Genomic DNA, 26,623 nt, shown 5'->3' with positions numbered 1-26,623 from the left:
TGTGGCGGAAAAAGTTCAAGGTGAGCATTTCAAGGCTTGCCCAGGTTCTCCCGTCAAGAACCCAGCAGGCGCCACGATCCTCGCTAGGTCACCGCCGACTGCGGCTCGAAAGTCGGCGAATCTATGCGGCCAAAAACAGTGCCCCACGGTTAACGACACCCGCCCGGCCGATACGTGGGCGGCGGAGCGGGAACCGCTGATTGCGGAATCTCACCGAGCGGAATTTGTGAGCCGGCGGCGTCGCGTTCTGCCTGCCCCGACATCACGAATTAGAGCTTTGTGCGAAGGGTGACGCCGTAGGTGCGGGGATCGCCCAGGGTGCCGGTGATTGCGCCGGTATTGGCCGCCGAGAGCGACAGGAAGTAATCCTTGTTCGTCAGGTTGCGCGCCCACACCTGCACGTCGAAGCGCCCGTCCTCGCTGCGTACGCCGGCCCGCAGGTTGACGATGTCGTAATGCGGGATCAGCGAATAGCGGCTGTCGTTGGCGGTGGTGTAGAAGTTCGAGCGGTAGCTGTAGTCGCCGCCCAGATACACCTCGCTGTCATGGCCGAAGCGGGTGCCGACCGGCGCCTTCAGCTCGCCACCGGCCGACCCCGCCCATTTCGACACGCCCGGCAGGCGACTGCCGCCCAGATCGCACAGGGTCTGGCCCGTCACCTCGATCGGGCACGGCGAGTTGGGGTAGGAGACATAACGCGCATCGTCATAGGTGCCGGACGCGTAGAGCGAGATCCACCGCGCCGGGGCCACCCGCAGATCCCCCTCGAAACCGCGCGTACGCACCTTGCCGGCGTTGGCGAAGAAGCTGAAGCTGTTGCGGTCCAGATCGACGATGGTCGTCTGATAGCCCTTGTCGTCGGTCCAGAAGCCGGCGACGTTGGCCGTGATGCGGCCGCCCAACCAGCTGGTCTTCAGCCCCACCTCGTAGCTGTCGATCGTTTCGGGCTGGATCACCGGGTTGGCGGCGAACGGGCCGGTGGTGGTGATGTTGGCAAGGTTCAACCCGCCGAACTTGTTGCCGCGCGCATAGGTGGCGTAGGTAAGCACCTGCGGCGTGATCTTCCACGACAGGGTCGCCTGCCCGGACAGCCGGCCCTTCTTCGTCTCCGCGTCATAATAATTGGCGACGCCATAGCGTGCGCGGATCGCCTGTGCCGCCGCCTGCTGTGCGGTCGTCAGGCCAGCCAGCGATGCGCCGGTCGCTTCCTGATCGAAATAGCCACGCTTCGTCTCGTAGGTATAACGCAGGCCGGTGGTGAGATCGATCGTCGGGGTGACGTGCAGGATCGTCTGCGCGAAGGCGGCGTAGCTGTTGGTGACGGGCCGCGAATGGCTGATGATGCTGTAGCCGTTCAGCGCGGCGGCGCCGACGACCGGATCGGTGCTTGGCGGCAGGAACCAGCCGGCGGCCTGCGTGCCGTAATTGTTCACCGCCTCCGCCTTGATCGACTGATACAGATAATAGAGGCCGGCGACATAATCGATCCGGTTCGTACCGTTTGATGCTGCGCGCAACTCCTGGCTGAACTGGCGCTGGTTGTTGCTCTGGTGGAAGTCGGAGCCGGCATCGAGGCTGGTGGAATCCCCGTCATTGTGCGGATACCAGTTCCACGCGCGGTAGGCCGTCACCGAGGTGAGCGTCGCGGCGCCGACGTCCAGATCCGCCGTCGCGGCGATGCCGTGCTGGTTCATCCGATAGCGCGGGTTGGCATCGGCATCGGTGGTGCGCAGCCCGATATCCGCCGGCACCGGCGTATAGCCCAGCCGCGCGGCACGATCGTAGAAGTTGTTCGCGAAGACTGTACCGTTGTCATAGGAACGGATCGCGCCGGTCAGGATCGATCCGGCGGTGTTGGCGTGCTGGCGGCCGTAATCGGCGATCACGCGCAGCTGGAACGCCTCGTTCGGCTTGTAGAGCAACTGCCCGCGCAGGCCGAGATCGTGGTAGCTCTGCCTGTAGCGGCCGTCGGCGCGATTGTAGGTGAAGCCATCCCGATCCGTCTTCGAGACGAACAGGCGCGCCGCCAGCGTATCCGTCAGCGGACCCGAGGCGTAGGCGTGCAACTGGCGGAAATCATGGTTGCCGAAGCTGATGTCGCCGCCCGCTTCCGGATCGAACGTCGGCGACTTGGTCGTCACCACCACGGCGCCGGCGGACGTGTTCTTGCCGAACAGCGTGCCCTGTGGCCCGCGCAGCACCTCGATCCGCTCCAGGTCGGCGAGATCGAACACCGTCTGCCCCGGCCGCGCGAGATAAACGCCGTCCAGATATACGCCAACCGCCGGCTCCAGCCCGTCATTATAGACCGCGACATTGTTGCCTAGGCCGCGAATATTGATGCTGGTGTTGCGCGGGTTGGTGTTGGTAACGACGAGGCTCGGCGTCAGCTGTTGCAGGTCGCGCAGATTATAGGTGCGCGTCGCCTCGATCTGCGCTGCGCCGAACGCGTTGATCGCGATCGGCACGTCCTGGCTCTTCTCCTCGCGGCGGCGGGCGGTGACGAGGATGTCGCCGGTCGAGCCGCTGTCCGCTTCCGCCTGCTGTATGGCATCGGGCGCCGGGACGACATCGGCCAATGCGGGTGCCGCGATCAGGGCCGTGCCGGAAATCAGCAACAGGCGCACGCGGCGCCGCATGAGGAAAGGCATGACGGAATCCCTGATATCGTGTGTTTATCGCGCCGGGAGGCTGCGAAACGGCGGATAGGAAACCGCTGCGGCTAAGCGAAGGAAGATTCTCTATCTCTCCGGTTGAGAAAACCTTATTGGAGGCCACCAAACGGGTGGGTAGGTACGCCGCCGATCGGATCGCCGAACCCCCGGGAGGAAGAATGCGTTTTCAGAGGCTGTCGTTTGCCGTGGCCGCAGGTGCGCTGGCGGCGGGTCTGGCCCCCTTGGCGGCCGCCGCCCCGGCCCCGACCGCCGCCGTCGCGCGGACCGCCCAGCCCAACTTCCTCGTGATCGTGGCGGACGATCTCGGCTGGTCCGATCTCGGCAGCTTCGGCGGAGAGATCGCCACGCCTAACCTCGATGCGCTGGCGCTGTCCGGCGTGCGCTTCACCGGGTTCCACACTGCCCCCACCTGCTCGCCGACGCGATCCATGCTGATGAGCGGGGTGGACAATCACGAGGCCGGGCTGGGCTCGATGGCCGAGACGCTGAACGACGCGACGCGCGGCGCGCCCGGCTATGAGGGCTATCTGAACGACCGCGTCGCCTCGATCGCGGAACTGCTCCACGCCGGCGGCTACCGCACGATCATGTCGGGCAAGTGGCATCTGGGACTGACGCCAGATCGCGAGCCCAAGGCGCGCGGGTTCGAGCGGAGCTTCGCGCTGCTGCAAGGCCTATCCAACCATTTCGGCGCGGACCAGAATGCGGCGTGGCGCAAGGCCGGCTATGCCCCCACCTACCGCGCCGACGGCAAGCCGGCCAAGCTGCCGAAGGGCACCTTCTCCGCAGACTATTTCGCCGATCGCCTGATCGGTTTCCTGGAGGATGGCGCTAAGGCGAAGGACGATCGCCCGTTCTTCGCCTATCTGCCGTTCACCACGCCGCACTGGCCGATGCAGGCGCCCGACGAGACGATCGCCAAATATAAGGGCCGCTACGATGCCGGCTACGAGGCACTGCAGACCGCCCGGCTGGCGCGTCAGAAGCAACTGGGCCTTGTCCCCGCCGATGCGGTGCCGCACGCGTTCGAACCGACCAGGCTATGGGCCTCGCTCAGCCCGGCCGAGCAGGCGCTGGAGGCGCGCAAGATGGAGGTCTACGCGGCGATGGTCGATCGCATGGACCAGAATGTCGGCCGCGTAATCGCGGAGCTGAAGACGCTCGGCCGCTACGACGATACCGTGATCCTGTTCTTCGCCGACAACGGACCGGAGGGCAGCGTCATCAACTCACCCGGCTTCAGCCGCGATCTGCCGCCCGATCCAAAACTCGGCATCGACAACAGCCTCGCCAATATCGGCAAGGCGACAAGCTACGTCGGCTATGGTCCGGGCTGGGCGCAGGCGAACTCCACGCCGTCCTGGCTGATGAAATCCTATACCACCGAGGGCGGCATCCGGACCGTCGCCTTCGCCGCCGGCAAGGGCGTGTCCGGTGCCGGGCGGATCGCGCGCGGCAATCTCGACGTGCGCGACGTATCGCCCACGCTGCTCGACCTCGCCGGCCTGACCCAGCCGGCCAGCTTTGCCGGCCATCCCATCCTGCCTTATGAGGGCCACAGCCTGCGACCGGTGCTCGCCGCGCAAGCGGAAGCGGTACGGCCGGCCGACGAAAGCCTCGGCTACGAGCTGTTTTTCCGCCGCGCGCTGCGCAAGGGCGACTGGAAGGCGGTGTTCCTGCCCAGGGGCGGCACCGGTTATACCCGCAACGGCGTGGGGGATGGCCGCTGGCACCTGTTCAACCTCGCCCGCGATCCCGGCGAAACGATCGATCTGGCCACGGCCGAGCCCGCGCGGCTGACCGAACTCGTGGCCGCTTACGATGCCTATGCCAGGGCCAAGGGCGTCGTCGCACTGCCGCCCGAAACCGCCGCGCCAGTATCGACGGCGCCCAAGCCTTGAGAGCGCGTGCGACCGCGTTGCTCGCCGGCCTCGCTTTCGCGACACTGATTGGCGCGCGCGCCGCGCCGGCGGGGCGATGCGACATCGCCGATGGCCGCGTCTTCATTCCCGCCGGCACGGTGCCGCTCGGCGAGGATGGGCCGGACCGCCCCGGCACGCCGACCCCGGTGGCGGCCTTCTGGATCGATCGGCACGAGGTCACGAACCGCCAGTTCGCCGCTTTTGTGGCTGCCACCGGCCATGTCACGCGGGCGGAGCGGGACGGCGGCTCGGCGGTCTTCGTGCCACCCGCCGCCCCGGTGCCGCTCGACGACGCCGCCCGCTGGTGGCGCTTTGTCAGAGGCTCGGACTGGCGTCACCCGCAAGGACCGGGCAGCGACCTGCGTGACCATGCCGACGATCCCGTCGTCCAGGTCGATCGCGAGGATGCCGCCGCGTTCGCCCGTTGGGCCGGCGGCGCGCTGCCCGATGCCGCGCAATGGGAGCGGGCCGCCCGCGGCGACCAGACCGACACCCGCGCGCAGACGAGCTGGGCCTTCACCGCTTCAGGCAAGCCGCGCGCGAACGTGTGGGAGGGCGTGTTCCCGATGCGTGATACCGGCGATGACGGCTATACCGGCATCGCTCCCGTCGGCTGTTTCGAGGCGGGCGGCTTCGGCCTGCACGACATGGTGGGCAATGTGTGGGAATGGGTAGCCGGTACGGGGCCGACCGGCCTCGTCAAGGGCGGGAGCTATCTGTGCGCGATGAACTATTGTGCCAACTTCCGTCCTGCCGCCTTCCAGGCGCAGGAACAGGATCTCGGCACCAGCCACATCGGTTTTCGTGTCGCTTACGCCGAACGACGTCACGCCTCCGCTTCGGGATTGAAGAACGACTAGAATTGTTGGCGCGGACAAAAATCAAACGGACTGAGTGACCCACAAAGCGACATTCCCTAGCAGTTTTCGGCATCCTAGCTTCGGTCGCTTGTTAATGTTCACGTTGAGGTCAGACGTAGCCAAGTAGGAAGTGGCTGAGTGCCCACCCGCGCTCGTAGTGAAGCAATGTCGAATGCTACGACGCTAACTTCTCGATCGCAGCCAACATTGCGGCCCAATCCGATTGTTTCCGCAGCACCGTCTCAAGCAGCACGCCGGAACGCCTTCCCGGTCCACAAATTTACCGAGCAGGACAAAGCCGACCTAACACGCTGCGCTGAGGACATCCTTCTCGCGGGCGAGACGTATTTCCCCGCGACCATCGCCGACTTCTATGATCCGGAGGTGACGCTTGGAACCCGACGCCGCGCGTATGACGCCATCTACATCGGCCGCCGCTTCCGGAACGACACCAAGCGGCCGGAGAATCTGTTCGAGATGTACACTCGGAAGACGGCGGACGCGCCCAAGCCGAAGTGGGGCGAAGGCGGCCTGACGCGCCTCCCGGCAATCCGCCCACCGCCATGGCGGGCTTGCTGTGCGGGCCCGTGGATCCATGCGGCGGCGTCCACGTTGGGAAGCTGGGGTGCAGGCCGTGCGGCCGGAACCGGAGGTCCCATGTCGTTGCCGAGCTGGATACGCGAGCGGATCAAGGAATTCGGCGACCGGTATATCGGCCGGCCACCGACGGGCGGCGAAATAGCGCTCGCGCAGACGGTGTTCGGCCACAGCATTCAATATGACCGCGTGGCGATCACCACGTTCGACATGGGCGCGCCCGTGACGCTGATGGATATGGCGCGGGACGGCAACGGGCCGCTCTTCCTCATCAACTGGCCGGACGGCTTCCGGTCCACCTTCATCCCGGCGGATAGCCCGGCGACGCTGATCCACGAGCTGACCCATGTCTGGCAGGGACAGCATGGGACGTTTCCGCCGCTCTACATGGCGCAGGCTGCCTGGGCGCAGGTGAGCAGCGGGGTCCGCGACATCCTGCGGACCCGCCAGTGGCGCGGTTGGGACAAGCATCGCGGCACAGCCTACGTGTTCAGGCCGAGCGAAGTCGGCCGCCCTTGGTCGTCGTTCAATGCGGAGCAGCAGGCCTCATTGGTGCAAAGCTGGTTCATGCCGGAAAACGTGCGCTATCTCCGCATCGGCCCGCACATGGCCAAGGTCACCAATTTCGGCGACGGCGTCTATGGTGGCAATCGGTCGGAAGGGGACCCGCGCTTCCCCTACATACGAGACGTGGTCCGAACTGGCGACCGGCATGCTGCGTACCGGCCGCTCAAGGCGATCGGCGGCAGCGACCCAGCGATCCGCGCGATGCAGGAGAAGCTGGCCGCGCTCGGCTATCTCGACGCGCGCCAAGTAGACGGCGTGGTTGGACGCTCCAGGAGCGCGACGCTGGAGGCGGTGGCGGCGTTTCAGCGGCGCAACGGGTTGAAGCCCGACCGCGAGCTAGGCGGACCCCACAGCCTGACGCGCCGCAAGCTGGCGCAGCCGCTCATTTCCCTGCAACGCGCGTTATGAGCGGCTGGGGCGCCACGGCGCTGCTGCTCGCGGGTCTACTCGCCACCGGCTGCTCGCAGGGTGATGGCGGCACGCTGGAACCCGCCGCCGGGCAGTCGGCCGAGCAGGGCGACGCGGCGGGATCAGCGGTGGTGCGCGACGGCGCGGTCAGCGCGACGCTGACGGCGCACTGGGCGGCGGAGCGGTCGCAAACGGCGAACATCGTGTATCGGAACGAAGGCGCCGCGCCGGTGTCGATCGTCCTACCGCACCTGGCGATGCACCACGAGCAGCTGGGCGACGCGCCGTTATGGTCCGCGGGCGACATGACGGAGGTCGATCGGGACGACGCGCGGACGGACAATGACGAGGCGACCATATTATACGAGATGGAAACATCGCCTGCGACCACCCAGCTGACGCTGAAGCCCGGCGAGCGGCGGGAGCTGCAGGTCGGCTTCACCAACTACCCCGGCGACGTGCGGATCGCGCATGGTGACCGGGTGACGCTGACGGTGCCGCTCGGCGCGCACGACCGGACCGTCTCCATGGTGGCGGAATAGGCTTGCACGACCGGCTGCAGCGTCCGCCCTGGCCGGAAGCGTGAGAGCGCCACGGACCCGCCACGACCCGGGCACGACAGCTTCGTCCAACGAAACAGCCGCCTTGCACGATCACTGCAAGCGGAAAAGTTTCTTGCCCTTTGGCAATCGCAAGTCCGCCACCTGCAGCGGCGAGGCTCTGAAGGCTACGGTCGCTACTGGCTTGCAGGCAGCAGCGCCCGCCGCCTTTTAGATAGCCTCTGGGTCCGGCCTCTGCGCCCTCGCCGGTGCCGATATGCTGACATCAGGCGCGCTTGTGCGGGCCTTGGCCCGCGCTTGATGCTGAGCGGACCGCGCACCTGGAAATGCTCGCGCTTGTAATCAAGGCGGTGGAGCTTGTCGGGATCGACGAACTGGCCGGTCGCCTTGTCCGCGACATGGGCGTCGTCCTCCCAGCTGTCCCAAAGGCCCTGGACGACATCGAGATATTCGGCCGCGATCCGGTAGCGGGTGTCGTGCGTGGGATGTTCGGTCTTGCTGAAATTGGCGGCGGTGTCGCCCAGCCAGGAGGTGACGACGTTCCAGCCCGCGCGCGCGCCACTCAGATGGTCGAGCGAGGCGAACTGGCGTGCGACGTTGAGGGGCTCCGAATAGGCGAAGTTCGTCGCCAGCATCCACGCCCGGTGCGTCGGCACCTCGTCGCCGAACCGCAGCGTGGTGTTGGTCAGCAGATCGACCTGCTCGGGGAGCAGCTGCGCCTCGTACAGCCGCACGAGCGCTGCGATGTCGGTTAGCTGCTCGGAGGCGCGCCTGGGCAGCAGCACCGCATGCGCGAAGCAGTTGGGCTCGATCGATCCATGAAGCGCCAGCCGCCGGGCGATCGCGTCGCCCGGCCGGTTGCACTTGCCGGCATGCACCGACTGGATGACGCCGTGGGCGATGTCGACGCCGAGCTCGGCCGCCAGCTTCAGCCGCTCTGCGTTATAGTCGCCCATCAGAGCGCCCCCACCAGCTGACGGAAGCGCGTCTGCGCCGCATCGCAGCCGCGGCGGCGCTGCCGTGCATCGAGCGGCCCGTCCGCCCAGGCCTCGATGCGGCCGTCACCGACCTCGAAATGCAGCGGCGAGGCCGGATCGAGCGGGATCAGGCGGGCGGCGCCGTCACCCCGCGGCAGCCACAGCTGGAAACCGCCATGGTAGAGCATCTTCCACGACAGGCGGACGCCGACGGTGATCACGGGCGGCGCGACACCGGCCGGATCGAAGCGCGCGCAGACGAGATCGGCCTCGCGCTCGTCGCACAGCCGCTCGAGCAGCCCGTGCGAGATCGTGCCGCTGGTCGGCACGGCAACGACGAGCACGCAGTCGTGCCGGGCATAGCGACCGGGCAGGCTGGTATCCGACAGAACTGTCTCGCCGGTCAGGATCGTGGCGACGACATGCGCGATGCGCGCGGCGGCAACGCCGGCCGAAGCCGGCCGGCACATGATGGTGGTGTTCAAGTGGCATGTCCTTCAGGAGCGTGTTGACGCTTCTTCTCCCGGGCTTTTTCTCACCCGTCAGCGAAGCATCTGGCTTTCCCGGACATCTCTGGCGACGGGCTTATCGACCCGCCCCGTCGGCCTTCTTCCTGCCGCCTCATCGGCCCGGTCCGCATGCCGGCCGCCGACCCTGTCCTGAACCCCTTGCCTTCCGGAGCCGACTCGAACGAGGCGGTGGAGGACCCGGGGCGCAGCCACGACAAACCGTCAGGATCGCGGGCGCGTCGCGCTCGATTATCCTGACGCCTGTTGCAGGCCTGCAACAGGTCAAGCCGCAGCGCGGCGGTAGCGCAGTAAAACTGCCCCTGCGGCAGTTTTACGGTATTGCGCCTAAATTTCTAGGGGTGGTTATAAGTCTCATCTGTCGTGGCTTGGCGGACGACATTCGACCTTCGGGCGGCTCATATGTCGGGGTCTGGCGAACCTGCCACTCCCACGTAAATTCGGATATCATCTTTCGTGAAGAATGCGGCGTGGTCTCACTTAGCTTGAGAAGGCCTGCGCTCGCCTGACGGATGCTGGTGCAAGGAAAAAGATATGAAGGTCTACCCTTCGGAAGATGAGGTGCAACGCCTGCTGGAAGAGCTTCGGTCGCGCCTAGGCATTCCGCTCGTGACAGATCTTGAGCAGGCGGCCGGAAATCAACTCAGCGCTGTGCTTGAAGATGCGCTAAGCATCCTCAATAGGGTCGGGGACATCGACGAGCGACAGACGGCGGTGAACGACCTGCTGTTGCAGTTGATACCGCACACCATCGACGCCAGCCTGTGGGCGGATCTCGCGGTCGGGCGGAATGTGGATCTGCCCGCGATCACCCAATACGGTCCAATCGAGGAGCGATTGAAGCCGTCCTCCCCTCGGGGGGCGGCGGGCTCTCGTGGTAACGATTACGGCAGGGTACATGGCAAGGGCACACAGGAGCCGTCCGCATTTCTGAAGAGACAGCACACGTTTTTGCAATCGCGGGAGAAGCGGGTCGCTGACCTGGAGGCTCAACTCGCGGAAGCGAAACAAGACCGCGACGCGGTCGCCGACGGGTTGAAGCTTTATGCGCTGACCTTGTTCCTGACCGCCATTCGCAAGTCCGTCGCGCCTAAATTTGCCATGGCGGCGGGATGGACGGTGCTGGATGCTATCTCGGGTCCGACGGGCAACGAGAAGGGCAAGGATGACGAGGCACGACAGAAGCAGCAGCAGGTGGACACCCAGCTGATCCTGGTTACGTTGCATGCCCTGCGAGACGAAGCCGATTTCAAGAAGGTGTTGAAGCGCGTCCTCCTGCAGACATGTCTCGAGTATCGCGGCGCGGCGCACGCCAAGGGACGGGAGCCGTGGGAGGGGCCGTTCGATTACGATCGCATCCTTGCCGGCTTGGGATGGCCGGAGGACAGCGAAGCCTTTTAAAGAGCAACACAGCCGAAGACGCGTGGCGGGCGGGCTGAACAAGATGGCTGCCGCCGACGGCGAGCTATCGCAAGGGTCGTCGGCGTCGGTGCAGGATCCAACAGCACAACTTCTGCACGCAAGCTCCGCTGGATCAGCACGCCGGCCGGATCGTCACTTCATGCCGATGACGCATGTGTCGTACTCCCGTACGGGACCGCAGAACGTGCCGTATTAAAGTTCGGCCATGCCCGCCGCGTGAGTGTCCGGCAACCGGCAGTATCAACCCGCAGAGCCCTGCGCCGCAGCGATAAGGCGCGGCCAGTCTATGAAGCCGACCTTCAGATTGGCAAGGTGGAAATATTGATGAAGAATAGAGACCAACCCATACTTTTCGCCCTCGGTTGCGTTGGCGTGCCCCTTGATCGAGTTGGCGACCCGAGTTGGCATCTGACTGAGGTCCGCGCGGTCGGTGAATTCATGCCGGGTCGAGTGGAATACGTAGCGAGGGTCGTCCGTCACCACACGGTCGAGATAGCGGTTGAGCCGGCGGCTTAATTCCTTGACGAAGTTGCCTCCGCGGTCGGGCTCGAGGTCGAACAATCGGACGTTGCCCGCCGTCCGGCGGCGCGCGACGTATGCGTCGAAACCTAGCTCGATCAGCCGCTGGTGGATGACGACATAGCGCTCAGACGCCTCGTTCTTGACATGCTGATCCTCGCCCGTGCCAGTGATGTGGACATAGGTGCAGCGACCCTCGACGTCACCGCCATAGGTTCGGCGCAGGTCACATTCGTGAATGTCGCTTAGCGCGATCTGGCCGATCTCCCCCAAGCGCGGGCCGCCCACCACGCCGAACAATAGGCACCAGTAGAGTTCATCCTGATAGATATGTGGCCCTGGCTTGGCGCGGGCGGCATCGCCTTTGCCGAGGCAGCCGGTAAACAGCGGCGAATCGAACAGCGTCTGCATCATCGCCGAAGTGAACGGGAGGCGTGGACGCTTCTGACCTTTTCGCGTCTTGGAATAGCCGGCGATTTCGATATTCGCGGCGACATTGACGCCTTGACCGATGTCGGACTGGACTTTGCCGAGGATCGAACTGATCGCTCCGACATCTTTCTTGACCGACCCCGGAGCCAACCGGTCAGGAGCAGGGCCGAGACGTCCGCCCTGCTCCCATACTCGGCGTGCCTCCCGCGCGGCGTCGATCACCAACCGCAAGGTTCGTCCCGCCGCCAAAATTTGGGCCAGCTCGGTTTGCGGTGGGATATCGGAGACGAGGTTGCGGAATTCGATCACCTGATCGCGGGTGATGTCACCTACCGCCATGTCGCCGAACAGTGCGACGAAGCGCGCCACCGAACGCTTCGCTTCAGCGATCGCCGAGGCGCCGGGTCGGCGCTGTTCCTGCCAATAGCGGCATGCCTCGCTCAGCGGCATGGCGAGTAGCCCCTGATGCTGGGTGGGTTTAGCGGTTTTGCTCTGCACCCGCAGTGATTCAGGAACACTGGGTTCCCAAGTGACCGCCTGCGAAGGCGGCGCGAGCGCGGCATGAATGTTCGATGGCCATTTGGCGAAGCGGTGCTCGGCTAGTTGGCGCAGATACGCCTCCGCCACGACGTCATACACGGCGTCGCCGTCGAGATTGAGGCGCGGCTCGATCGAACACATGTAGCTAACAGCGAACCAGATCGGCCGGAACACGCGTCGCCGTAGCAGGATCGTCGCCAGTTCCTGATAGACCAGCCCGTCGGCGATGCCACGCCCTTCGAGTATCTCGGCGCGTAATCGGAACAGATCACGCTCGGGCTCCGCATCGATCGAGGGCACGACCTCGATGACGGTCGCAGGCTCGTGCACGATCCAATCACCCCACCATTGCGGCTGGCCGGCTTCCTCAGAGCCACGCCAAGAATCGCAGACGAAGTTGGCGAGCAGATTTAGCTGCTGCGCCACCGCTGCGTCCATCGACCCGCGCAGCGTTGCCAATCGGGTAAAGGAGCCAACCAGCAGCGTCACCGCCTCGACTTCCGCCTGGCGTCCGTTCGACTCACGCAATTTGAGGATCAATGCCTTATAGTGGGCGATCAGTGTGCCGCGCTTCTTCGCCGCGACAACTGGGTCGGTGGTGCCCAAACTTTCGGTCCATGCAGTCTTGCCGACCACTTCGCGCAGGTCGGCCGGCACGACCAATCGAAATTGCTCATTCTTTGAATTCGTACGCTTAACGGAATGCGACATCCGACGCCCCATGTGTAGCACCCTTTTGTAGCACTGGGCGCCTAACAAAGCATTGATGTTGCTAGTATTCCGCAGATCTCCGCCACTTAGCCTGGAGATGGTGACCCCTACGGGCTTGCAACAAGCATGCTCGTTCAAGCACTTACACTGGCAAACCCTCCCATTCGTGGCTCCTTTTGCAGGAGGCGCCCCGAAAGCGCTGGCTAACCTTTTTCGCTCTTCGCCAAGCCTGAAAAGCGAAGCGCCCGACCCGGCGGCAACCGGATCGAGCGCTGAGATTGCTCACCAGGCGGGCGGGCTAAAACTGCATACCATTTCGTCTGAGGCGCATCAATGACGCGCGCCCAGGAGATCACGCGCGCCTTTGGTGGCGAGTGGCACGGCAACTACGGTGCCTTTCCGTCGCCGGGTCATAGCAAAGCCGATCGCGGCATGACCGTGAAGGACGCGGAGGGGGATGACGTCCTCTTCAATAGCTTCAACGGTGGCGACTGGAAGGTCGTTCGGGACGAATGCCGCCAGCGAGGCTTGATCCCGGAGACGCTTGGCGCCTGCGCTCGCGGTGTCCCGCCAACCCGCGTGACTGGCATCTATGACTATGCCGACGAACATGGCGAGGTGCTTTACCGGACGGTTCGGAAGGAGAAGCGCGGCGAGCGGAAACGGTTTGTGGCCGAGCGGCCGGATGGTCGCGGCGGATGGAAGAGCGGTCTCGGCGAGGCGCAACGGGTGTCCTATCGTCTGCCGGCCCTCTTGGCAGCCGATCCCGACGAGCCTGTCTATCTCACGGAGGGCGAGCGCAAGGCCGACAAGGTAGCCGAGTGGGGCTTCACTGCCACCGCCGTCGCGTTCGGCGCCAAAGGTTGGCGGCAGGACTATGCCGAGTGGCTGCGCGATCGAACGGTGGCAATTCTGCCAGACAATGACGATGAAGGACGTGGCTTCGCTGTTCGCGCGCGCGACGGCATCCAGGCGGCCGGTGGACGCGCCGTCATCGTCGACCTGCCCGGCTTGCTGCCTAAGGGCGACGTGATTGACTGGACTGGCACTGCGGACGAGCTGCGGAGCCTAACGACTGCCGCGCTGGCGGTTGCCGATGCCCCGGCCGGGTTTATCCCGCTGCTTGATCCTGCCGCCTGGGCGAAGTTGGAAACGCCAGCACGCGTGTGGGCGCTCCACGAGATGATCCTGGTCGGGCAGGTGACGTATCTCACCGGCGCAGGTGCCACGGGCAAATCGCTGCTCGGGCAGCAGCTCGCCGCCTGCATCGCGCTCGGGCACCCATTCATGGGCCTGGAGACGCGGCAGGGCACCGCACTCTATCTCACCTGCGAGGACGACGCAGACGAGTTGCACCGCCGCCAGAAGCCGATTTGCGAAGCCTTGGACGCGAACCTGCCGCAGCTTTCTGGGAAGCTGCACCTCGCGTCGCTGACGGGCGGGATCGGCAACGAGCTGTCGACCTTCGATCCGCTCGGCAGGATGGGCACCACCCCGGCATGGGACCGGCTACGCGCCACCGCCCTTGCCACCCGCGCGAGCTTCATCGTGCTCGACAACGTGGCGCACCTGTTCAGCGGCAACGAGAACATCCGCAATCAGGTCGCGGCCTTCCTCTCGCTGCTGAACGGGCTGGCGGCGGAGACGGGCGCGGCGATCTTACTGATCGGCCATCCGAACAAGGCAGGCGATAGCTTCTCCGGTTCGACGGCATGGGAGAACCAGGTGCGATCGAGGCTCTTCTTGGAACGACCGCGAGATGCTGATGGCAGCGTGCTCGATCCCGACGCGCGGCTGCTGTCCAAGGGCAAGGCGAACTACTCCCGCAACGGCGATGCTCTAGCGTTCCGGTGGCACCGCTGGGCCTTTGTCCGCGAGGAAGACATGGCACCGAATGTCGCGGCCGAGATCGGCGCAATCATCGTCGGCAATGCTGAGAACGAGACGTTCCTTCGCTGCTTGCGGGAACGCAACCGCCAGCGTCGTGCCGTGTCGGAGAAGGTCTGCAAGTCCTACGCCCCGACAGTGTTCGCATCGATGGCAGAGGCCAAGGGCATCCAGAAGAAGGGGTTCGAAGGCGCGATGGATCGGCTGTTCAGGCTTGGTCGGATCGAGCGCGCGGCGCTCTGGCAGGGCGACGATCGCAAGTCGGTGTATGGTCTGCGGGAGATCGAAAATGTGCGGGAAATGCCTGCGGGAAATGTGCGGGAAATGCCTGCGGGAGACAGCGGGGAATGTGCGGGTGATAGCGCGGGAAATAGCGGTCCACACACACCTACCCCTAAAGGGGTAGAGGGTGCGGCCCCTTCGGAGGCTGCCGCACCCTCCCTTGAAGAAGGGTTGGGAAACGTCGTGCAGCGGCTGCCCGGTAGGAGAACAATCCTGGCTCCCGGTGAAAGCGCTGATGACCCCGTGCCCGGCTGGGATGACATGGAGGCCGGTCAATGAGCCGTCTTGATCGAGCCTATACTGGCAAGCTGGAAGCCGGTGTCATGCGGGCGATCGTCGATGCATCCATGACGGAGCAAGCCGGCGAGCGGGTCGCATTCCTCATGTCCGCTGAGATCGTGGACGTGCTGGTCGGTGTCGTCGCGGGTGTGGTGTCAGGCTCCGAATCTTGCGCCAGCCCATCGTCGCGGCGTCGGTTCTGCGATGAACTAGCCCGCCGGCTGCAACGACGGATTGCCGCCTTCCAGGATCACGCGGCCGAGCACGGTAGGCCGTTTCCCCACGCAACGATCAACCCGAGCTGAGAGCGCACGCGATGGCATGGCCTACCACCAGCAGGCACGCGCGGGGCTACGGCACCGCTCACGACAAGATGCGCGCCCACCTGATGCGGACCGTCATCCTTTGCGAGGAATGCACCCGGCAGGGCCATGTGGCAGTGGGGAAGATCGCCGATCACAAGGTGCCCTTGGCGCAAGGCGGGACCGGTGATCGCAGCAATTACCAGCTACTCTGCCAAGACTGCTCAGACCGCAAGACACTGGCCGACAAGGGGCAGAGCGCCCGACCGAAAGGCGGCGTCGATGCGAGTGGGCGTCCGACTGACCCGAACCACCCGTGGAACCGGCGATAGCCCGCCCCCCCATCGAAACTTTGGAGAGGGCGCTTGCCTAGGACCGACAGCCCCATGCGTGCGCAGCGAGAGGAATTTTCTCAAATGCAGTTGAAACCACCCAAGCGGAGGCGTCCCCCAGCGCATCTGAAGCCGGCCGGCGCCAAGTTCTGGCGGCAGGTCACAGACGAATATCAGGTCGAGGACTCGGCTGGGGTGGCGCTTGTCACCTGCGCATCGGAGTGCGTCGATCGGATGCGCGCGGCGCAGGACGTGATTGCCGAGCGCGGGGAGATCGTCACAGATCGGTACGGCGCCCCCAAGCTCAACCCGGCTTGCGGCTTAGAAAAGGATGCCCGGAGCGGCTTCATCGCGGCCGTTAAGGCCCTCAATTTGGAGCTGGAACCACCATCACCGGCGCCGATCGCGGCGCGCTACAAAGGGAAGAGATGATGACGGGACAACGACGTTACGCTCGATCGCAGACGGACACGGCGGCAGAACTGAAGGCTTGGCGCATGACGTTCAAGAGCGGGTTCGACTTCCTGCGCGCGCTCCCGCGCATCGGGATCGAGATCGCGGGCAACCATCAGCCCGACCTCGCTGTTGCACGTGACGCCTGGGCGCGGCTCGGTAACGCGTTCATAGCTTCGCACAAGCCCGGCCCGGTAGAGCCATGGGCGCTCCGCACGTTCGGGCTGCCAAGCACTGCGGGTCAGCCTGCCAAGCCTCGTGGCCGGCGGCGCTGACGCCGGAGCACGGCGCTATCCAGCGACGAACACAGAAATGACAAACAGTGGCCTCCGGCGTTCGCAAGCTTGAAGCTGGACGCATGATGCGGCTACCTACCCGCTAGATACAAACGGGGTGAGTGGATGCCAGCTGACGGGAAAGATTTAACAGGGCTGGCAGAGCGCGTGTTGGCGTGGGCTAGAGAACACGGCGCGTTGGCAGACGATCTGTCAGTTCCTCCACTCCCGGCGGGCACTGACACTCGCGTCTTTCCTGTGCCCGCGGCGATAGAGGATCAGCAAGACGTAGCGAAGGCAGAGAAGGCTCTTGAGCGCGTCAAGGTTGTTGCCGTTGCCGTTGACGATGAGCGAGGTAGAGCTGTCGTTCTAACGAAGAATCAGATTTCAGCTTCGACCAAGAAAATACTCCCTGAGTATCTGGAGGGTGTGCCGGTCGAGTACATCGGACACGCTGGTATCGAACCGAATCCGCCGGTGCTGCCGCAGGCGGCTGTGGACGCTGCCGAGCGGCTCTTTGTCCATAATGATCGGATTGCCTGCGGAAGCTCGCTATCGGCGGCATCCGTTTGGGGTGCGGGCACCTTGGGTGCTCTAGTAACACTTGGGGATGGCACGCTTTGCGGCCTGACCAATAATCACGTGACCGGTGCTTGTAACCACACCCGGGTTGGCATGCACATTTTAAGTCCGGCGCCTTTCGATGCCGATCCAGATCATCGGGCGCCTACTGCAATCGGTCGGCATCATTCCTTCGTGGCGTTGGCGAGTGGCGATCCGCGCCAGGTGCAGCTACAAGAATTAGATGTAGCGTTGTTCGACCTCACAAATCCCGATCTTGTCACATCGATGCAGGGGTCGGGATTGTACGATACGCCAGAAGATGTAGCAGACCCAATCGGCGGCATGGCGGTTAAGAAGGTCGGTCGGACGACGGGGCTTACTTATGGCGAGATAATCGGTCGATTTTCTACGCCGCTGGGTATCCCTTACACAGCAGACCGGTTCAAATCGACCGTGTACTTCCAGAACTCTTGGGCAATCAGAGCGACCGACGGCGGCCCCTTTTCGATGGGGGGCGATAGCGGATCGTTGGTGGTGACCGGCGACGGCGCGCATGCTGTCGGTTTGATATTCGCTGGTGCGACCGACGGCTCGATAAGCTATATGATCCCGATCCGGAGTGTTCTCCGTGGCTTGGGGGCCTCGCTGCTACGAGGCCATAACGTATGAAACATGAGTCGATCAGCACGCTTAGCCAAGGGCTTCTGACGCACCTGCGTCTGAGCCCGTCGGAAGCGGCTGTGCTGGTCGATGATCACCGGCCGAAGCAGCGCCTGCTCGTCTTCATATATGATAAGGCTGCCGCTCGCCGGACGAAACGTGTAAGCGAATGGCACGGCCTCGGCGTGGATTTCGTCGAACAAGCCATCGAACCGCACGCTTAGCGGTGGAGAGTGAAGGTGCACGGAGGGGCACTGTTCCGCAGGTCTCCCAGCTCCACATTACGGGGGGGCTGCGCGCCACAATGCGACAGGGAGGCTGGTCGCTCGGTCCCCTGTTGGCTGACGGTGGCATCGGCTTATTGCAGCCAGTACCGCTTGATCAACTCCGCATCCTCGTCGCTCGCTTAGGGCAGCGTGTCATTGGCGGAGACAGCATCGTCCTGCCGGATGATCCTTTGCCCGCCAGGATGTGGACGCCCCTTGGCGGTGCCGGTGTGGTGTTGCCTGCACCGTTGATGTGGGGCTCGATCGCGACCGCAGCCGGAAAAGCTGGTGACAATGGTTTCGCCCGACTTGCCCGTCACATCGGTTTCAGCGCTCAAGCTGCTGGCATTCGGCTCCGTGATGCCTCCGACCAATATCATGGGCAGTTGCACCAAGCCATCCAGGAAGGCACGAAGGTCGGGCATCGCTATAGCAACCTTCAGGCCTTTGACCTGCATTTGGCGTTCCATTCGCTCGCGTCTGAGATGTCTAGTGCTCGCGATTATCTTGCCACGGCCTTCAGTGAACGGCTTGGCCTCGCCAAGATCGACTCCTTAGCCAAGCTCGTCCACATGAAGGGGCTTCAGGCGCGCTCCGACGTAATCGGGCATCCCGTTCTGGGGGAAATGCTACGTGCTGCCGATCCGGCCCAGCCTGACGCTTGGCTCGTCTCATTGGGCGAGTACCGAAACAAATTCTTGCATCGCGAGCCGCTGATCGGTTCGGCGGAGGGCGCGCGCTTGGAACTCGGTTTGCACAATGCTGACAACGTGCACGTTCAAACTGTCCAATTGGTGCTTCCAGATGGCAACGATGCCTTGTCGACCTTCACTGACCTTTATGAACGGCTGCTGCTGCTGCTCGAATTGGCATCGCGACATGCTGGCCACTCTTCAGAGCCCGAGCGGATCGTAATCGGCGGCTAGTCAACCGAGCGCGCGAATAGCTGCAGCCATTAGCTCAAGTCGCCGTTCCTGTTCACGGCGGAGGCTTCGTAGCGCAGGGATATGCGGTTCATGGGGGCGAGGGCAGGGATATGCGGTTCATGGGGGCGAGGGCAGGATATGTTGAGTGGTAGCAGTCTTTAACATCCGGGCGGCAGGTCTTGCACTGTGCAAGCCGTTCCTTCCCTCACGCCCGATCCCGAGCCGTCCAAAGCGAGGGCTTGGGGCGAGGGCAGGATATGGCCGATGGTAGCAGGTTACTAACCCGCCAATGGTGTGAGGCTTGCACAGTGCAAGGATGATCCTGGCGGCCTCGACCAATCGTCTTAAGGTCGAGAGGGGCGAGGGCAGGATATGGTCGGTGGTAGCAGTGTATTACACCGGACCGGTGATCGCGGAGGCACGGAGCAAATCCTAGTTGCGCCAGGCCTGCCGCAGCTCTTGGTCGAACCATCGTTCCGCGTCGTCCAAAGCACCCATGGTGGAGCGGAACACGAAATAGCTGCCATAGCCCTCAGCTTCGGCCCAGCGCTTGAAGGCGGTGAACGACGGCTGTTCCGCTGAACCGACGTGCACGCAAGCCGCCTTTGCCCATTGGCCGACTAGAGCCCGGATCGCAGGCTCCGCTTCCGTTCGCTTCACTTGACGGGACCGGCAGCGGATTTAACCGCGCCAGCAAGTCTCGCGATTTCGACTTCCAACGCGGCGGCGGCTTTTGCCTCCTCACGTGCACGCAAATCCTGTTCAAGGATTTCGATAATAGCGGCACGTACAACAGGGAAATAACTGCGACAGGTGTCTTCATCGAGGGCGTGGATGCCACTGCTAAGGATCGAGTATGCAGCCTTGTTCTTTACCAGTGCCGGCGGCAACACATCTTTCAAAGCTCCAATTTTGTCTTCCATTCGCAACGTCGCAAAGCCCTCTACAGCTTTCCCGCTTTTTTCAAGGGTAGTATGATGATCGCTAATAAGCTTCTCAAAGATTCGGCGTAGATATACGAATGAGCCGATGCCGATACCGTGGCTAGCGAGGCCAGTTGCTCGCTTTAGCTCGCCGAAATAGCCGTCGCGCAACAGCGGAGCATACTTTCTAATGTCCTGCCCTGCCACATCCTCAAGCGAGGGCATCTGCCCAAACTTCAAAAGCTTTGAGTCACGATAGTCAAAGCAGAACGTGTACTTGTGGCCGGCTCGCTGGCAGAAGACAATGATGTTGAACTGCCCAGGCTGGAGCATCCAGTCGTTGGCCTGTGACGATCCAGCGCCACCACCTCTAGAAAGCTGGTCCTTGAATATGGACGTAGTGCCGCAGCCAGTACAAAATGCATCGAACTGGACCGGCTCGCCGCGCAGCATCCTTAGATATACTCGACTGTCCGTTTCGACTGCGTCGTAAAGAGGCCGTGCTAGGCAGAGGGACGCTATCGTTGGCAGCTTGTCCAACCCGTCACGCTCCGCCTTTTCTCGTGCTGCCAAATTCTCCGCATGCTTTTTCTGTCGATTGAGGTCTGCGATCAAACCACCGGTGATATCGGACATGCCATACCCTTAAAGACGAAGCACAAGGCCTTGCGAGCTGATCGGACTGGATGCGTAACCTAAGTATGGCTGTAATGTTCGCTAAGTCGGTCGACTCTTGCCTCGTCCGCGCCGCACGTGATCAGTATATCGCGATAACTGCGTATCCAGAGCATCATTGCTTCACGGACAACATCTGATCGACTTATGCCGGCTTGGCCGCAGTAGAGATCCAGCATCCCAAGAACCTCAGGTGTGAGACGCACGGGAACGCGGGGGCTTTCCCCGGTCGCAGGCCGCCCTGGTTTCCGTTTCTGTGTGCCATTTATGGTTGACGTCATAGTTAACGTGTGCCAGAAATATCGAGCCAACGCAAGGCTCCTACACCTCGCGCTGGCTCTAACCACCACCGTCCCGGAGAGACGATCATGGCTACACATGCCCTACTGCCGGCGCCGACGCCGGCCAATACCGATCGCGTCACCTTCAATCTCGCGTTGGCACGGTATGCCAAAGCAACAGCGGCGCGCGATGCGCTTCCATGCTCATCCTCAATCGAGCGCGAGATTGCCGTAGGGGATGCAGTCGATCGCGCAGCCATGCAGCTCACGGCGGCGCCTGCGCCGGACCTGTCCGCCTTCGCTACCAAACTGCGCGTGATCCTTGCCGACCTTGGGACGCCCACGCTGGTGGCCGAGTCGTTGGCGGTGGACGTGCGCCGTCTGGCGCAAGGGGTGGCACGAGCATGACACAGACCCTCAATGCCGTAGGTCGACCACTGTTCTTCCCCCCATCACTCGCGACCGATGACGCCGGGGTGATCCTGCCGCGACCGATGGACGAGCTCGCGTCCTTCGTGGATCAAGTCGCCTCCGATCAGCTCTTCCCTTTGATGCGGAGGCTGGTCAACGGCACCGCGAAGCGGAAGAGGGAAGCCCGCTGGTCGGCAGTCAATCAGCAGCGGCTTGAGCTGTTGCGGCTCTGCATCGATCGAGCTTTGGCTGATCGGCTCTACTGCCTGCCGTCCGGGTAAGACAGGGCGGCGGAAGCGGCGAGCTCGACCAGAATGATTATCGGTGCGCTACGCTGATAAACGTTGCGCTGTCATCTTTAACGGCGTATCGCACCGATATGGCATTGCTGAGCGACCTCGTGGCGATATGCGCCGAACATCGCGTCGATACCGAGGCGACGTTGAATTTGTTCGCTCGGCGGCTTCGGGAAGCGGGTCGGGTTTCCAAAGCCGGGAGGGGACGCGGCGCTGCAAAGATGACTTTCCTCGATGCCTCCCGTTTCCTCATCGCTTGTGCCGCGACAGATCATCCCGAGCGGGCCGCTGACGCCGAAGCGACCTTCAGCTCCCTCGTGAACAATGCCCGCGAGAGCAGCAGCGGGAGGGGTAAAGAGCACGATGGCGATCGCTCATTACTAGAGGACAGCCTCACGACGCTGCTCAGCTCGATCGCGGATGGATCGTTTGACGCTGCTCTTCGCAAGCGCGGCTTCAAGTTTGCGGTCGAGGCGCCGCTTCAGCTCAACCTGTTCCGTGGCGCCGCAGCTTGTAATCTGGAAGCCGGCGGCATCATCCTCCGCTTCGCTCATCCCGCTATGGTCGACCTGATTAAAAACCGGCCCACATCCCCCGACGATCCGCGCGTCTTGGCCTATGAGCAAGAGATGCTGCGGTTCCGCACGGGCAAAAACCTGTCGGCGGAATTGAACGGAGATCTGCTCCGCGCGGTCGCGTATGCAATCAGCGGAGCGCAGCAGCCGGATAAGGTCGATCGCTTGTTCGGGTTGAGCTTCGAGGCATGACGGTCGCTGCCCGCTTCAGGCAGGCCGACGCCACCCGCGCTCTTCGCGCAGCGGTGAAGGCTGGCCTCAGGCCGAGCGAGTGCGTCATCGGACCGGACGGTGCGATCCGTCTCGTTTTCAGCGACACTCCGGCGGCGACTTCCGTCAACCCGCTCGATAGGCTGCTGCGGTCGTGACCCGGAAGCGGCGCTATCCAAACGTCTCCAGCTTCACGGACCGGCATGGCAAGCTGCGGTGGCGGTGGCGAAAGACTGGCTTCGCCACCTACTATTTCCGCAATCCGCCCGACACGGCGGGGTTCAAAGAAGAACTGGCGGCTTGTGAAGCGGGCGCCCCGATCCGCGCTGGGGAAGGACGGTGCATTCCTCGATCGGTAGGCGACCTCGTGGCGCGCTACTACGGTTCGACTAACTTCAACCGGGGCGGCCTGGACGATCAACGCCGCCGACGCCTCTTGATCGAGAGCTTTCGCGAGCCTTTCGCCGACGACCTCGTGGCCAACTTTGGCTGGCAGCATATCGAGGCGGTGTTAGCTGAGCGGGCGAAGAAGGCGACCAACGATCGAGGGCGGGTCGTGGGTGGGCCGTTCGCCGCTCAGAGCCTGCGAAAGCAGCTCCGCCGGCTCTTCTCGTATGCCAAACGCCTCGACTGGATTGCGGAGAACCCGGTGGACGACGCCGAGCGCGTCCAGGCGCCTAAAACATCGGGGTTTTATTCGTGGTCGGAAGAGGACATCGGCAAGTACCAGGCTCACCACCCGCTAGGGACACGAGCACGGCTCGCGCTGGAAATCATGCTGTGGACTGGCCAGCGGCGCGGTGACGCGAGATTGCTCGGGCCGGAACAGCTCAAACACGGTCAGATCAATTATCGGCAGGGGAAGACCGGGACCGACCTCTGGCTGCCGGCGGCGCCTCAGCTGCTGGACGCGATCAGCGCAATGAACCGGGTCGGCTTCAAGACCTTCCTCGTGACCGAATACGGCAAACCATTCAGCCGCGCCGGGTTCGGCAATAAGATGCGCGAGTGGTGCGACGAAGCTGGGTTGCCGCAATGCACCTCGCACGGTCTCCGAAAGGCGATGGCGCGGCGGCTGGCGGAAAGCGGCGAGAGCCAGCAGTCGATCAAATCCGTCGGAGGCTGGAAAGCTGACGCGGAGGTGACGACGTACACGGCAGGCGCCGACCAGAGGCGGCTCGCAAGTGCAGCGATCGGGCGTCTGTCCAACGCTGATTTGGCTAACCGTGCTGGCGAGTTAGCCAATCACTCAACACAAACACCGGAAAAGGAACCCTAATCCAATGCAGGTGGTGACCCCTACGGGATGAGTAACCGGCAGGATCTAGATCGTTGAGATTGCATATATGCTTGCAAGTCAGGTGTCTATCTGGTTCTGGTGTGAGAGGAATGTGTGAGAGAAAGACAAGGCGGGATGGCTGCAAACGTACGCTACCTGACTAAGCGCGGGGATGTTTTTAGGTATGAGCGCTGGATACCGGAGGAGCATCGTGCAGCCCTTGGCGGCCGGCGGCAGTTTCGCGTTTCATTGCGCACCAAAGACAGGGTGGAAGCCTGTCGTATGGTGCCAGAGGCCGAACGCGAATATGAGGCGCTGATCGGGCAGACGGTCGCGTGTGGCGGCCTGCCAGAGGCTTTCAGCTTGTCTTCAGTACGGTTAGTCAGGCTGGTCACGAATGATGATCTGGCCGCTATCGAGAACCAGCGGCGTCGGTCCGTAAGCGCGTCATGGCGGCGTGACTACCTTCGCGCTGATGCTGACGCTGATGCGGCCGCTCTGCTCGAAGATCGGGTTCATCTCCTTGAATTATTTGCCTCTGAACGGCGGGGGGCGATCCAGACGCCCGGCTTCGAAGACCCGAGCCGCATCGATTTGCCGTCGCCGACCGGAGAAGCTCGTGAAATCATCGAGAGATGCGGTTTTGATGCCCCAGCTGGCAGCGAGGCGTTTGGCGCCATCGTAGCGGCGATCCGGCGAGGTTATTTGGCTGGCGATCATGACGTTGACGAGCTTCTGGCAGGTAGAGCCAAACTTCGCCTTCCGGGGTCGGTCGCCGAGCCGGCGACTTCGATCCCAACAATTAGCGAGGTTGTTACTGCCTATGCTGGGGCAAAGAGCTTCCCGCCCAAAACGACGTCCGAAGTGAACCTCGCCCTTCGAACCTTTACCGCCGTTGTGGGCGATCGGCCGCTCGACGCGCTCAGCCGTAGCGACTTTAAGCGATATGTCGAACATCTGGCGGGTCAGACAGTGGGCGGCAAGTCCGATGGCAGCGTCAGCAGGCCAATGGCCGCGCCTAGCGTAAAGAAGCGACTCGGCTTGCTAAGAGCCGCCGTCAATTATGCGATCGAGACTGAAATGTTTGCCGGACCTAATCCGGCAACCGGCTTCAAGGTCGACGCATTCGTCTCGAAATCGGACAAGGCAGTGATGCCTGCAAAACGTCCACTAACGGTAGGCGAGCTCAACCGGGTGTTTGCGCACCCGTGGTTCACTGGGTGCAAATCGGCCGACTGGACGCACGCGCCTGGCGCCCACCGCTTAGGCGGCGCAGAGTACTGGGCGCCGATGCTGGCGTTGTTTACGGGATGTCGCGCTAGTGAGCTTGGTGGACTGCGAGTAGTAGAGGTACGGCTCGATGACCCTCACCCGCATATTGTCATCCGCGATAACGATTACCGGCGCACCAAGGGCGGCTACTCACGTTGCGTACCGATTCTGGACGCCCTGCTTGCTCAGGGCTTTGTGGAGTATATCGCTGCATTGCATCGCAAGGGCGAGGATCGCGTATTCCCGGACTGGGCAAGCCCGAAGACGTCCGCCTCCTTCGCCAAGGATGACGCGGCCTGGTCGAACGCTAGGATCATTCGCGCGTTTAATCGTACCGTAATTCCAGCGGTTTTGGGCGATCAGCTTGTGCCGGGCGCACGACGGGAGGTCACGTTTCACTCGCTGCGCGGAGCGTTTAAATCAATGTTGGGCAGCAGTCGGTTTAGCCTTCACCCCAATACGATCAACGAGGTCATCGGACATGCCAAACCAGAATTGGACCGCCGGTATGTCGGCACCATTCCTATCGAAGAGACTTATCCGGCGATCCGCGGCTGCACCTTCGACGGATTGAAACTGCCTGCGCCCCCACCAGCGCCGGGCGGCTGACACCAGATCCAAGGGCCAAGATGCGACGCGAAGGGCACACCTCGCGCTAATAGATAGGAGAATGGGGTGTCACCCCTCTTTTCATCTCGTCAGAGACGATCTCATCTGAAGGATTGGATCAAGGCCAGTGGTCCAACTCATGCCATAACGTTAAATCCGAACGAACATGACCTCAGTATCAATGTTCTTAGATCACGCTTTGGATTGTTTTGTCGTGAGGTGGATCGTCTTAAATTTGGTAGAAAGAGGATAGATAACATCCCCTCCGATTTTCGCTTTCAGGCATTCGGCCTTCCTGAGCATTTGGCGAGTAATGCGCATGTTCATATAGCAGCGGATTTAAGCCTGCGGTGGATGGGGTGCCGGCTGGAGGACACCTTCTTCGCAAAGCTCTCGGAGAAGTGGAACTCTCTATCTCGCGGGCGCGGGCAAATTCACGTAAAACCAATCGCCGAGGCGACAGTCTGGATCGATTACATCACAAAGGAAGTCCCGAGAGCTGATGCGGACCCACTGCGGACAGGAGTAGACTTTTTCTGGTCGGTAGATTTCCATCCAGAAAAAATGGTGCTAGAATCAGGGCGCTTAAACGACACGCTAGACCCGCTGAATCCGAAACAACGTTTGAACACCCTGCGATGAAAGGAGGGCCTTCGGCATATAGCCGCAGGAGCCTCGCGGCATCCCAGAGACGATTTCGTCGAGGATGTCGAGAAGGAGAACGATCACCGATCGCGCCCTCCTTGCGCCAACAGCGTGGGTCGATGTGAGACCCCCACAAGCAGCCCCGCTCAGGGATGCATTGGAAGGTTATGCCTGCAGGGCGGGATATACACCAGTCAGTCAGGATGCTTATAAAGCAAGCCGGAGCGTAGCGTAGGTGCCGCTTCGGGTGGGCATCCAAAGGGTGCCCACCTTGCTCGGCTAATACCAAGGCTCAGAGATCGTGACTCGGCGGGGCTTGCCAGCGTCAGCGCGCCCTGATTCAACATGGCAAACGGATTGGAGTTTGCCATGCCGATCGCGCTTCGCGCCGATTTCGACGCTGCCTCTGTGAGGAAGGCGGCCCGCCACTCCAAGGACGGCGCACAAACCCCGCGCTTTCTCGCCCCGGCGGCCATCTATGATGGCGCGAGCAAGCGCCGGGTT

General features: G+C 62.9%; 24 protein-coding genes and 1 pseudogene. 19 read left to right on the top strand and 6 right to left on the bottom strand.

The window, feature by feature from the left end:
• Window positions 1-269: 269 nt before the first annotated feature.
• Window positions 270-2,651, bottom strand: coding sequence for a TonB-dependent receptor (locus tag FOY91_RS09085; protein ID WP_238995319.1), 2,382 nt, complete (start codon window positions 2,649-2,651; stop codon window positions 270-272).
• Window positions 2,652-2,833: 182 nt separating this feature from the next.
• Here FOY91_RS09085 and FOY91_RS09080 point away from each other — a divergent pair, with 182 nt between their 5' ends.
• The 4 genes from FOY91_RS09080 to FOY91_RS09065 all read left to right on the top strand — a co-directional run bounded on the left by FOY91_RS09080 (window position 2,834) and on the right by FOY91_RS09065 (window position 7,571).
• Window positions 2,834-4,576, top strand: a complete 1,743-nt coding sequence (locus tag FOY91_RS09080) for an arylsulfatase (RefSeq protein WP_145150321.1) — start codon at window positions 2,834-2,836, stop codon at window positions 4,574-4,576.
• Window positions 4,573-5,457, top strand: coding sequence for an SUMF1/EgtB/PvdO family nonheme iron enzyme (locus FOY91_RS09075; RefSeq protein WP_145150318.1), 885 nt, complete (start codon window positions 4,573-4,575; stop codon window positions 5,455-5,457). Before FOY91_RS09080 ends, FOY91_RS09075 begins: the two co-directional genes overlap by 4 nt.
• A gap of 207 nt (window positions 5,458-5,664) precedes the next feature.
• Window positions 5,665-7,029, top strand: coding sequence for a peptidoglycan-binding domain-containing protein (locus FOY91_RS09070; RefSeq protein ID WP_145150315.1), 1,365 nt, complete (start codon window positions 5,665-5,667; stop codon window positions 7,027-7,029).
• Window positions 7,026-7,571 carry a hypothetical protein gene (locus FOY91_RS09065; protein ID WP_145150312.1) on the top strand — a complete coding sequence of 182 codons (546 nt, stop codon included), beginning with the start codon at window positions 7,026-7,028 and terminating at the stop codon, window positions 7,569-7,571. Before FOY91_RS09070 ends, FOY91_RS09065 begins: the two co-directional genes overlap by 4 nt.
• A gap of 302 nt (window positions 7,572-7,873) precedes the next feature.
• On the opposite strand, the pseudogene FOY91_RS09060 reads toward FOY91_RS09065, so the two are convergent.
• Window positions 7,874-8,209 (bottom strand): annotated as a pseudogene (locus FOY91_RS09060) (LLM class flavin-dependent oxidoreductase); the annotation flags it as partial.
• Between the two features lie 335 nt (window positions 8,210-8,544).
• Window positions 8,545-9,051, bottom strand: a complete 507-nt coding sequence (locus FOY91_RS09055) for a hypothetical protein (protein WP_145150309.1) — start codon at window positions 9,049-9,051, stop codon at window positions 8,545-8,547.
• A gap of 576 nt (window positions 9,052-9,627) precedes the next feature.
• Between FOY91_RS09055 and FOY91_RS09050 the strand changes: the two genes are divergently transcribed.
• Window positions 9,628-10,494 (top strand): hypothetical protein, encoded by an 867-nt coding sequence (locus FOY91_RS09050; protein ID WP_145150306.1) that lies wholly within the window; start codon window positions 9,628-9,630, stop codon window positions 10,492-10,494.
• Window positions 10,495-10,755: 261 nt separating this feature from the next.
• Here FOY91_RS09050 and FOY91_RS09045 read toward each other — a convergent pair whose 3' ends face one another.
• On the bottom strand, window positions 10,756-12,717 hold the full coding sequence (locus tag FOY91_RS09045) for a DUF6538 domain-containing protein (protein WP_145150304.1): 1,962 nt from the start codon (window positions 12,715-12,717) through the stop codon (window positions 10,756-10,758).
• Between the two features lie 333 nt (window positions 12,718-13,050).
• Here FOY91_RS09045 and FOY91_RS09040 point away from each other — a divergent pair, with 333 nt between their 5' ends.
• The 8 genes from FOY91_RS09040 to FOY91_RS09005 all read left to right on the top strand — a co-directional run bounded on the left by FOY91_RS09040 (window position 13,051) and on the right by FOY91_RS09005 (window position 18,943).
• Window positions 13,051-15,165 (top strand): AAA family ATPase, encoded by a 2,115-nt coding sequence (locus tag FOY91_RS09040; RefSeq protein ID WP_145150301.1) that lies wholly within the window; start codon window positions 13,051-13,053, stop codon window positions 15,163-15,165.
• On the top strand, window positions 15,162-15,470 hold the full coding sequence (locus FOY91_RS09035; RefSeq protein WP_145150298.1) for a hypothetical protein: 309 nt from the start codon (window positions 15,162-15,164) through the stop codon (window positions 15,468-15,470). Before FOY91_RS09040 ends, FOY91_RS09035 begins: the two co-directional genes overlap by 4 nt.
• 11 nt (window positions 15,471-15,481) lie before the next feature.
• The gene (locus FOY91_RS09030) at window positions 15,482-15,799 is read left to right on the top strand and encodes an HNH endonuclease signature motif containing protein (protein WP_145150296.1); all 318 of its coding nucleotides are present in this window, start codon (window positions 15,482-15,484) and stop codon (window positions 15,797-15,799) included.
• A 54-nt stretch (window positions 15,800-15,853) separates the two neighbouring features.
• Entirely contained in the window at window positions 15,854-16,231 is a 378-nt protein-coding gene (locus FOY91_RS09025) for a hypothetical protein (RefSeq protein WP_145150294.1), read from the top strand.
• Between the two features lie 65 nt (window positions 16,232-16,296).
• On the top strand, window positions 16,297-16,527 hold the full coding sequence (locus FOY91_RS09020; RefSeq protein WP_145150291.1) for a hypothetical protein: 231 nt from the start codon (window positions 16,297-16,299) through the stop codon (window positions 16,525-16,527).
• 198 nt (window positions 16,528-16,725) lie between these two features.
• Window positions 16,726-17,760, top strand: a complete 1,035-nt coding sequence (locus FOY91_RS09015; RefSeq protein ID WP_145150288.1) for a chymotrypsin family serine protease — start codon at window positions 16,726-16,728, stop codon at window positions 17,758-17,760.
• Complete coding sequence (locus FOY91_RS09010; RefSeq protein WP_145150285.1) at window positions 17,757-17,975, top strand: hypothetical protein; 219 nt, start codon at window positions 17,757-17,759, stop codon at window positions 17,973-17,975. Before FOY91_RS09015 ends, FOY91_RS09010 begins: the two co-directional genes overlap by 4 nt.
• A 113-nt stretch (window positions 17,976-18,088) precedes the next feature.
• Entirely contained in the window at window positions 18,089-18,943 is an 855-nt protein-coding gene (locus FOY91_RS09005; RefSeq protein ID WP_145150282.1) for a hypothetical protein, read from the top strand.
• 432 nt (window positions 18,944-19,375) lie between these two features.
• Here the strand turns inward: FOY91_RS09005 and FOY91_RS21650 are convergent, their stop codons facing one another.
• On the bottom strand, window positions 19,376-19,537 hold the full coding sequence (locus FOY91_RS21650) for a hypothetical protein (protein WP_162527185.1): 162 nt from the start codon (window positions 19,535-19,537) through the stop codon (window positions 19,376-19,378).
• Between the two features lie 62 nt (window positions 19,538-19,599).
• Window positions 19,600-20,502 (bottom strand): hypothetical protein, encoded by a 903-nt coding sequence (locus tag FOY91_RS09000; protein WP_145150278.1) that lies wholly within the window; start codon window positions 20,500-20,502, stop codon window positions 19,600-19,602.
• Between the two features lie 407 nt (window positions 20,503-20,909).
• Here FOY91_RS09000 and FOY91_RS08995 point away from each other — a divergent pair, with 407 nt between their 5' ends.
• The 6 genes from FOY91_RS08995 to FOY91_RS08965 all read left to right on the top strand — a co-directional run bounded on the left by FOY91_RS08995 (window position 20,910) and on the right by FOY91_RS08965 (window position 26,116).
• Complete coding sequence (locus tag FOY91_RS08995; RefSeq protein WP_145150274.1) at window positions 20,910-21,230, top strand: hypothetical protein; 321 nt, start codon at window positions 20,910-20,912, stop codon at window positions 21,228-21,230.
• Window positions 21,227-21,514 (top strand): hypothetical protein, encoded by a 288-nt coding sequence (locus FOY91_RS08990; RefSeq protein ID WP_145150270.1) that lies wholly within the window; start codon window positions 21,227-21,229, stop codon window positions 21,512-21,514. Before FOY91_RS08995 ends, FOY91_RS08990 begins: the two co-directional genes overlap by 4 nt.
• 98 nt (window positions 21,515-21,612) lie before the next feature.
• Window positions 21,613-22,296 carry a hypothetical protein gene (locus FOY91_RS08985; protein WP_145150267.1) on the top strand — a complete coding sequence of 228 codons (684 nt, stop codon included), beginning with the start codon at window positions 21,613-21,615 and terminating at the stop codon, window positions 22,294-22,296.
• A gap of 172 nt (window positions 22,297-22,468) precedes the next feature.
• Window positions 22,469-23,593: a tyrosine-type recombinase/integrase gene (locus FOY91_RS08975; RefSeq protein ID WP_145150260.1), complete on the top strand. Its 1,125-nt coding sequence runs from the start codon at window positions 22,469-22,471 to the stop codon at window positions 23,591-23,593.
• A 135-nt stretch (window positions 23,594-23,728) separates the two neighbouring features.
• The gene (locus FOY91_RS08970; protein ID WP_145150257.1) at window positions 23,729-25,474 is read left to right on the top strand and encodes a DUF6538 domain-containing protein; all 1,746 of its coding nucleotides are present in this window, start codon (window positions 23,729-23,731) and stop codon (window positions 25,472-25,474) included.
• 66 nt (window positions 25,475-25,540) lie between these two features.
• A complete protein-coding gene (locus FOY91_RS08965; RefSeq protein WP_145150254.1) occupies window positions 25,541-26,116 on the top strand; it encodes a hypothetical protein in 576 nt (191 codons plus the stop codon).
• The last annotated feature ends 507 nt before the right edge of the window (window positions 26,117-26,623 follow it).

This window comes from Alterirhizorhabdus solaris (genome assembly GCF_007785815.1).
Classification (GTDB): Bacteria; Pseudomonadota; Alphaproteobacteria; order Sphingomonadales; family Sphingomonadaceae; genus Alterirhizorhabdus; species Alterirhizorhabdus solaris.
Note: the sequence above shows the minus strand (reverse complement) of the source record. Positions and strands in the feature narration are given on the sequence as shown.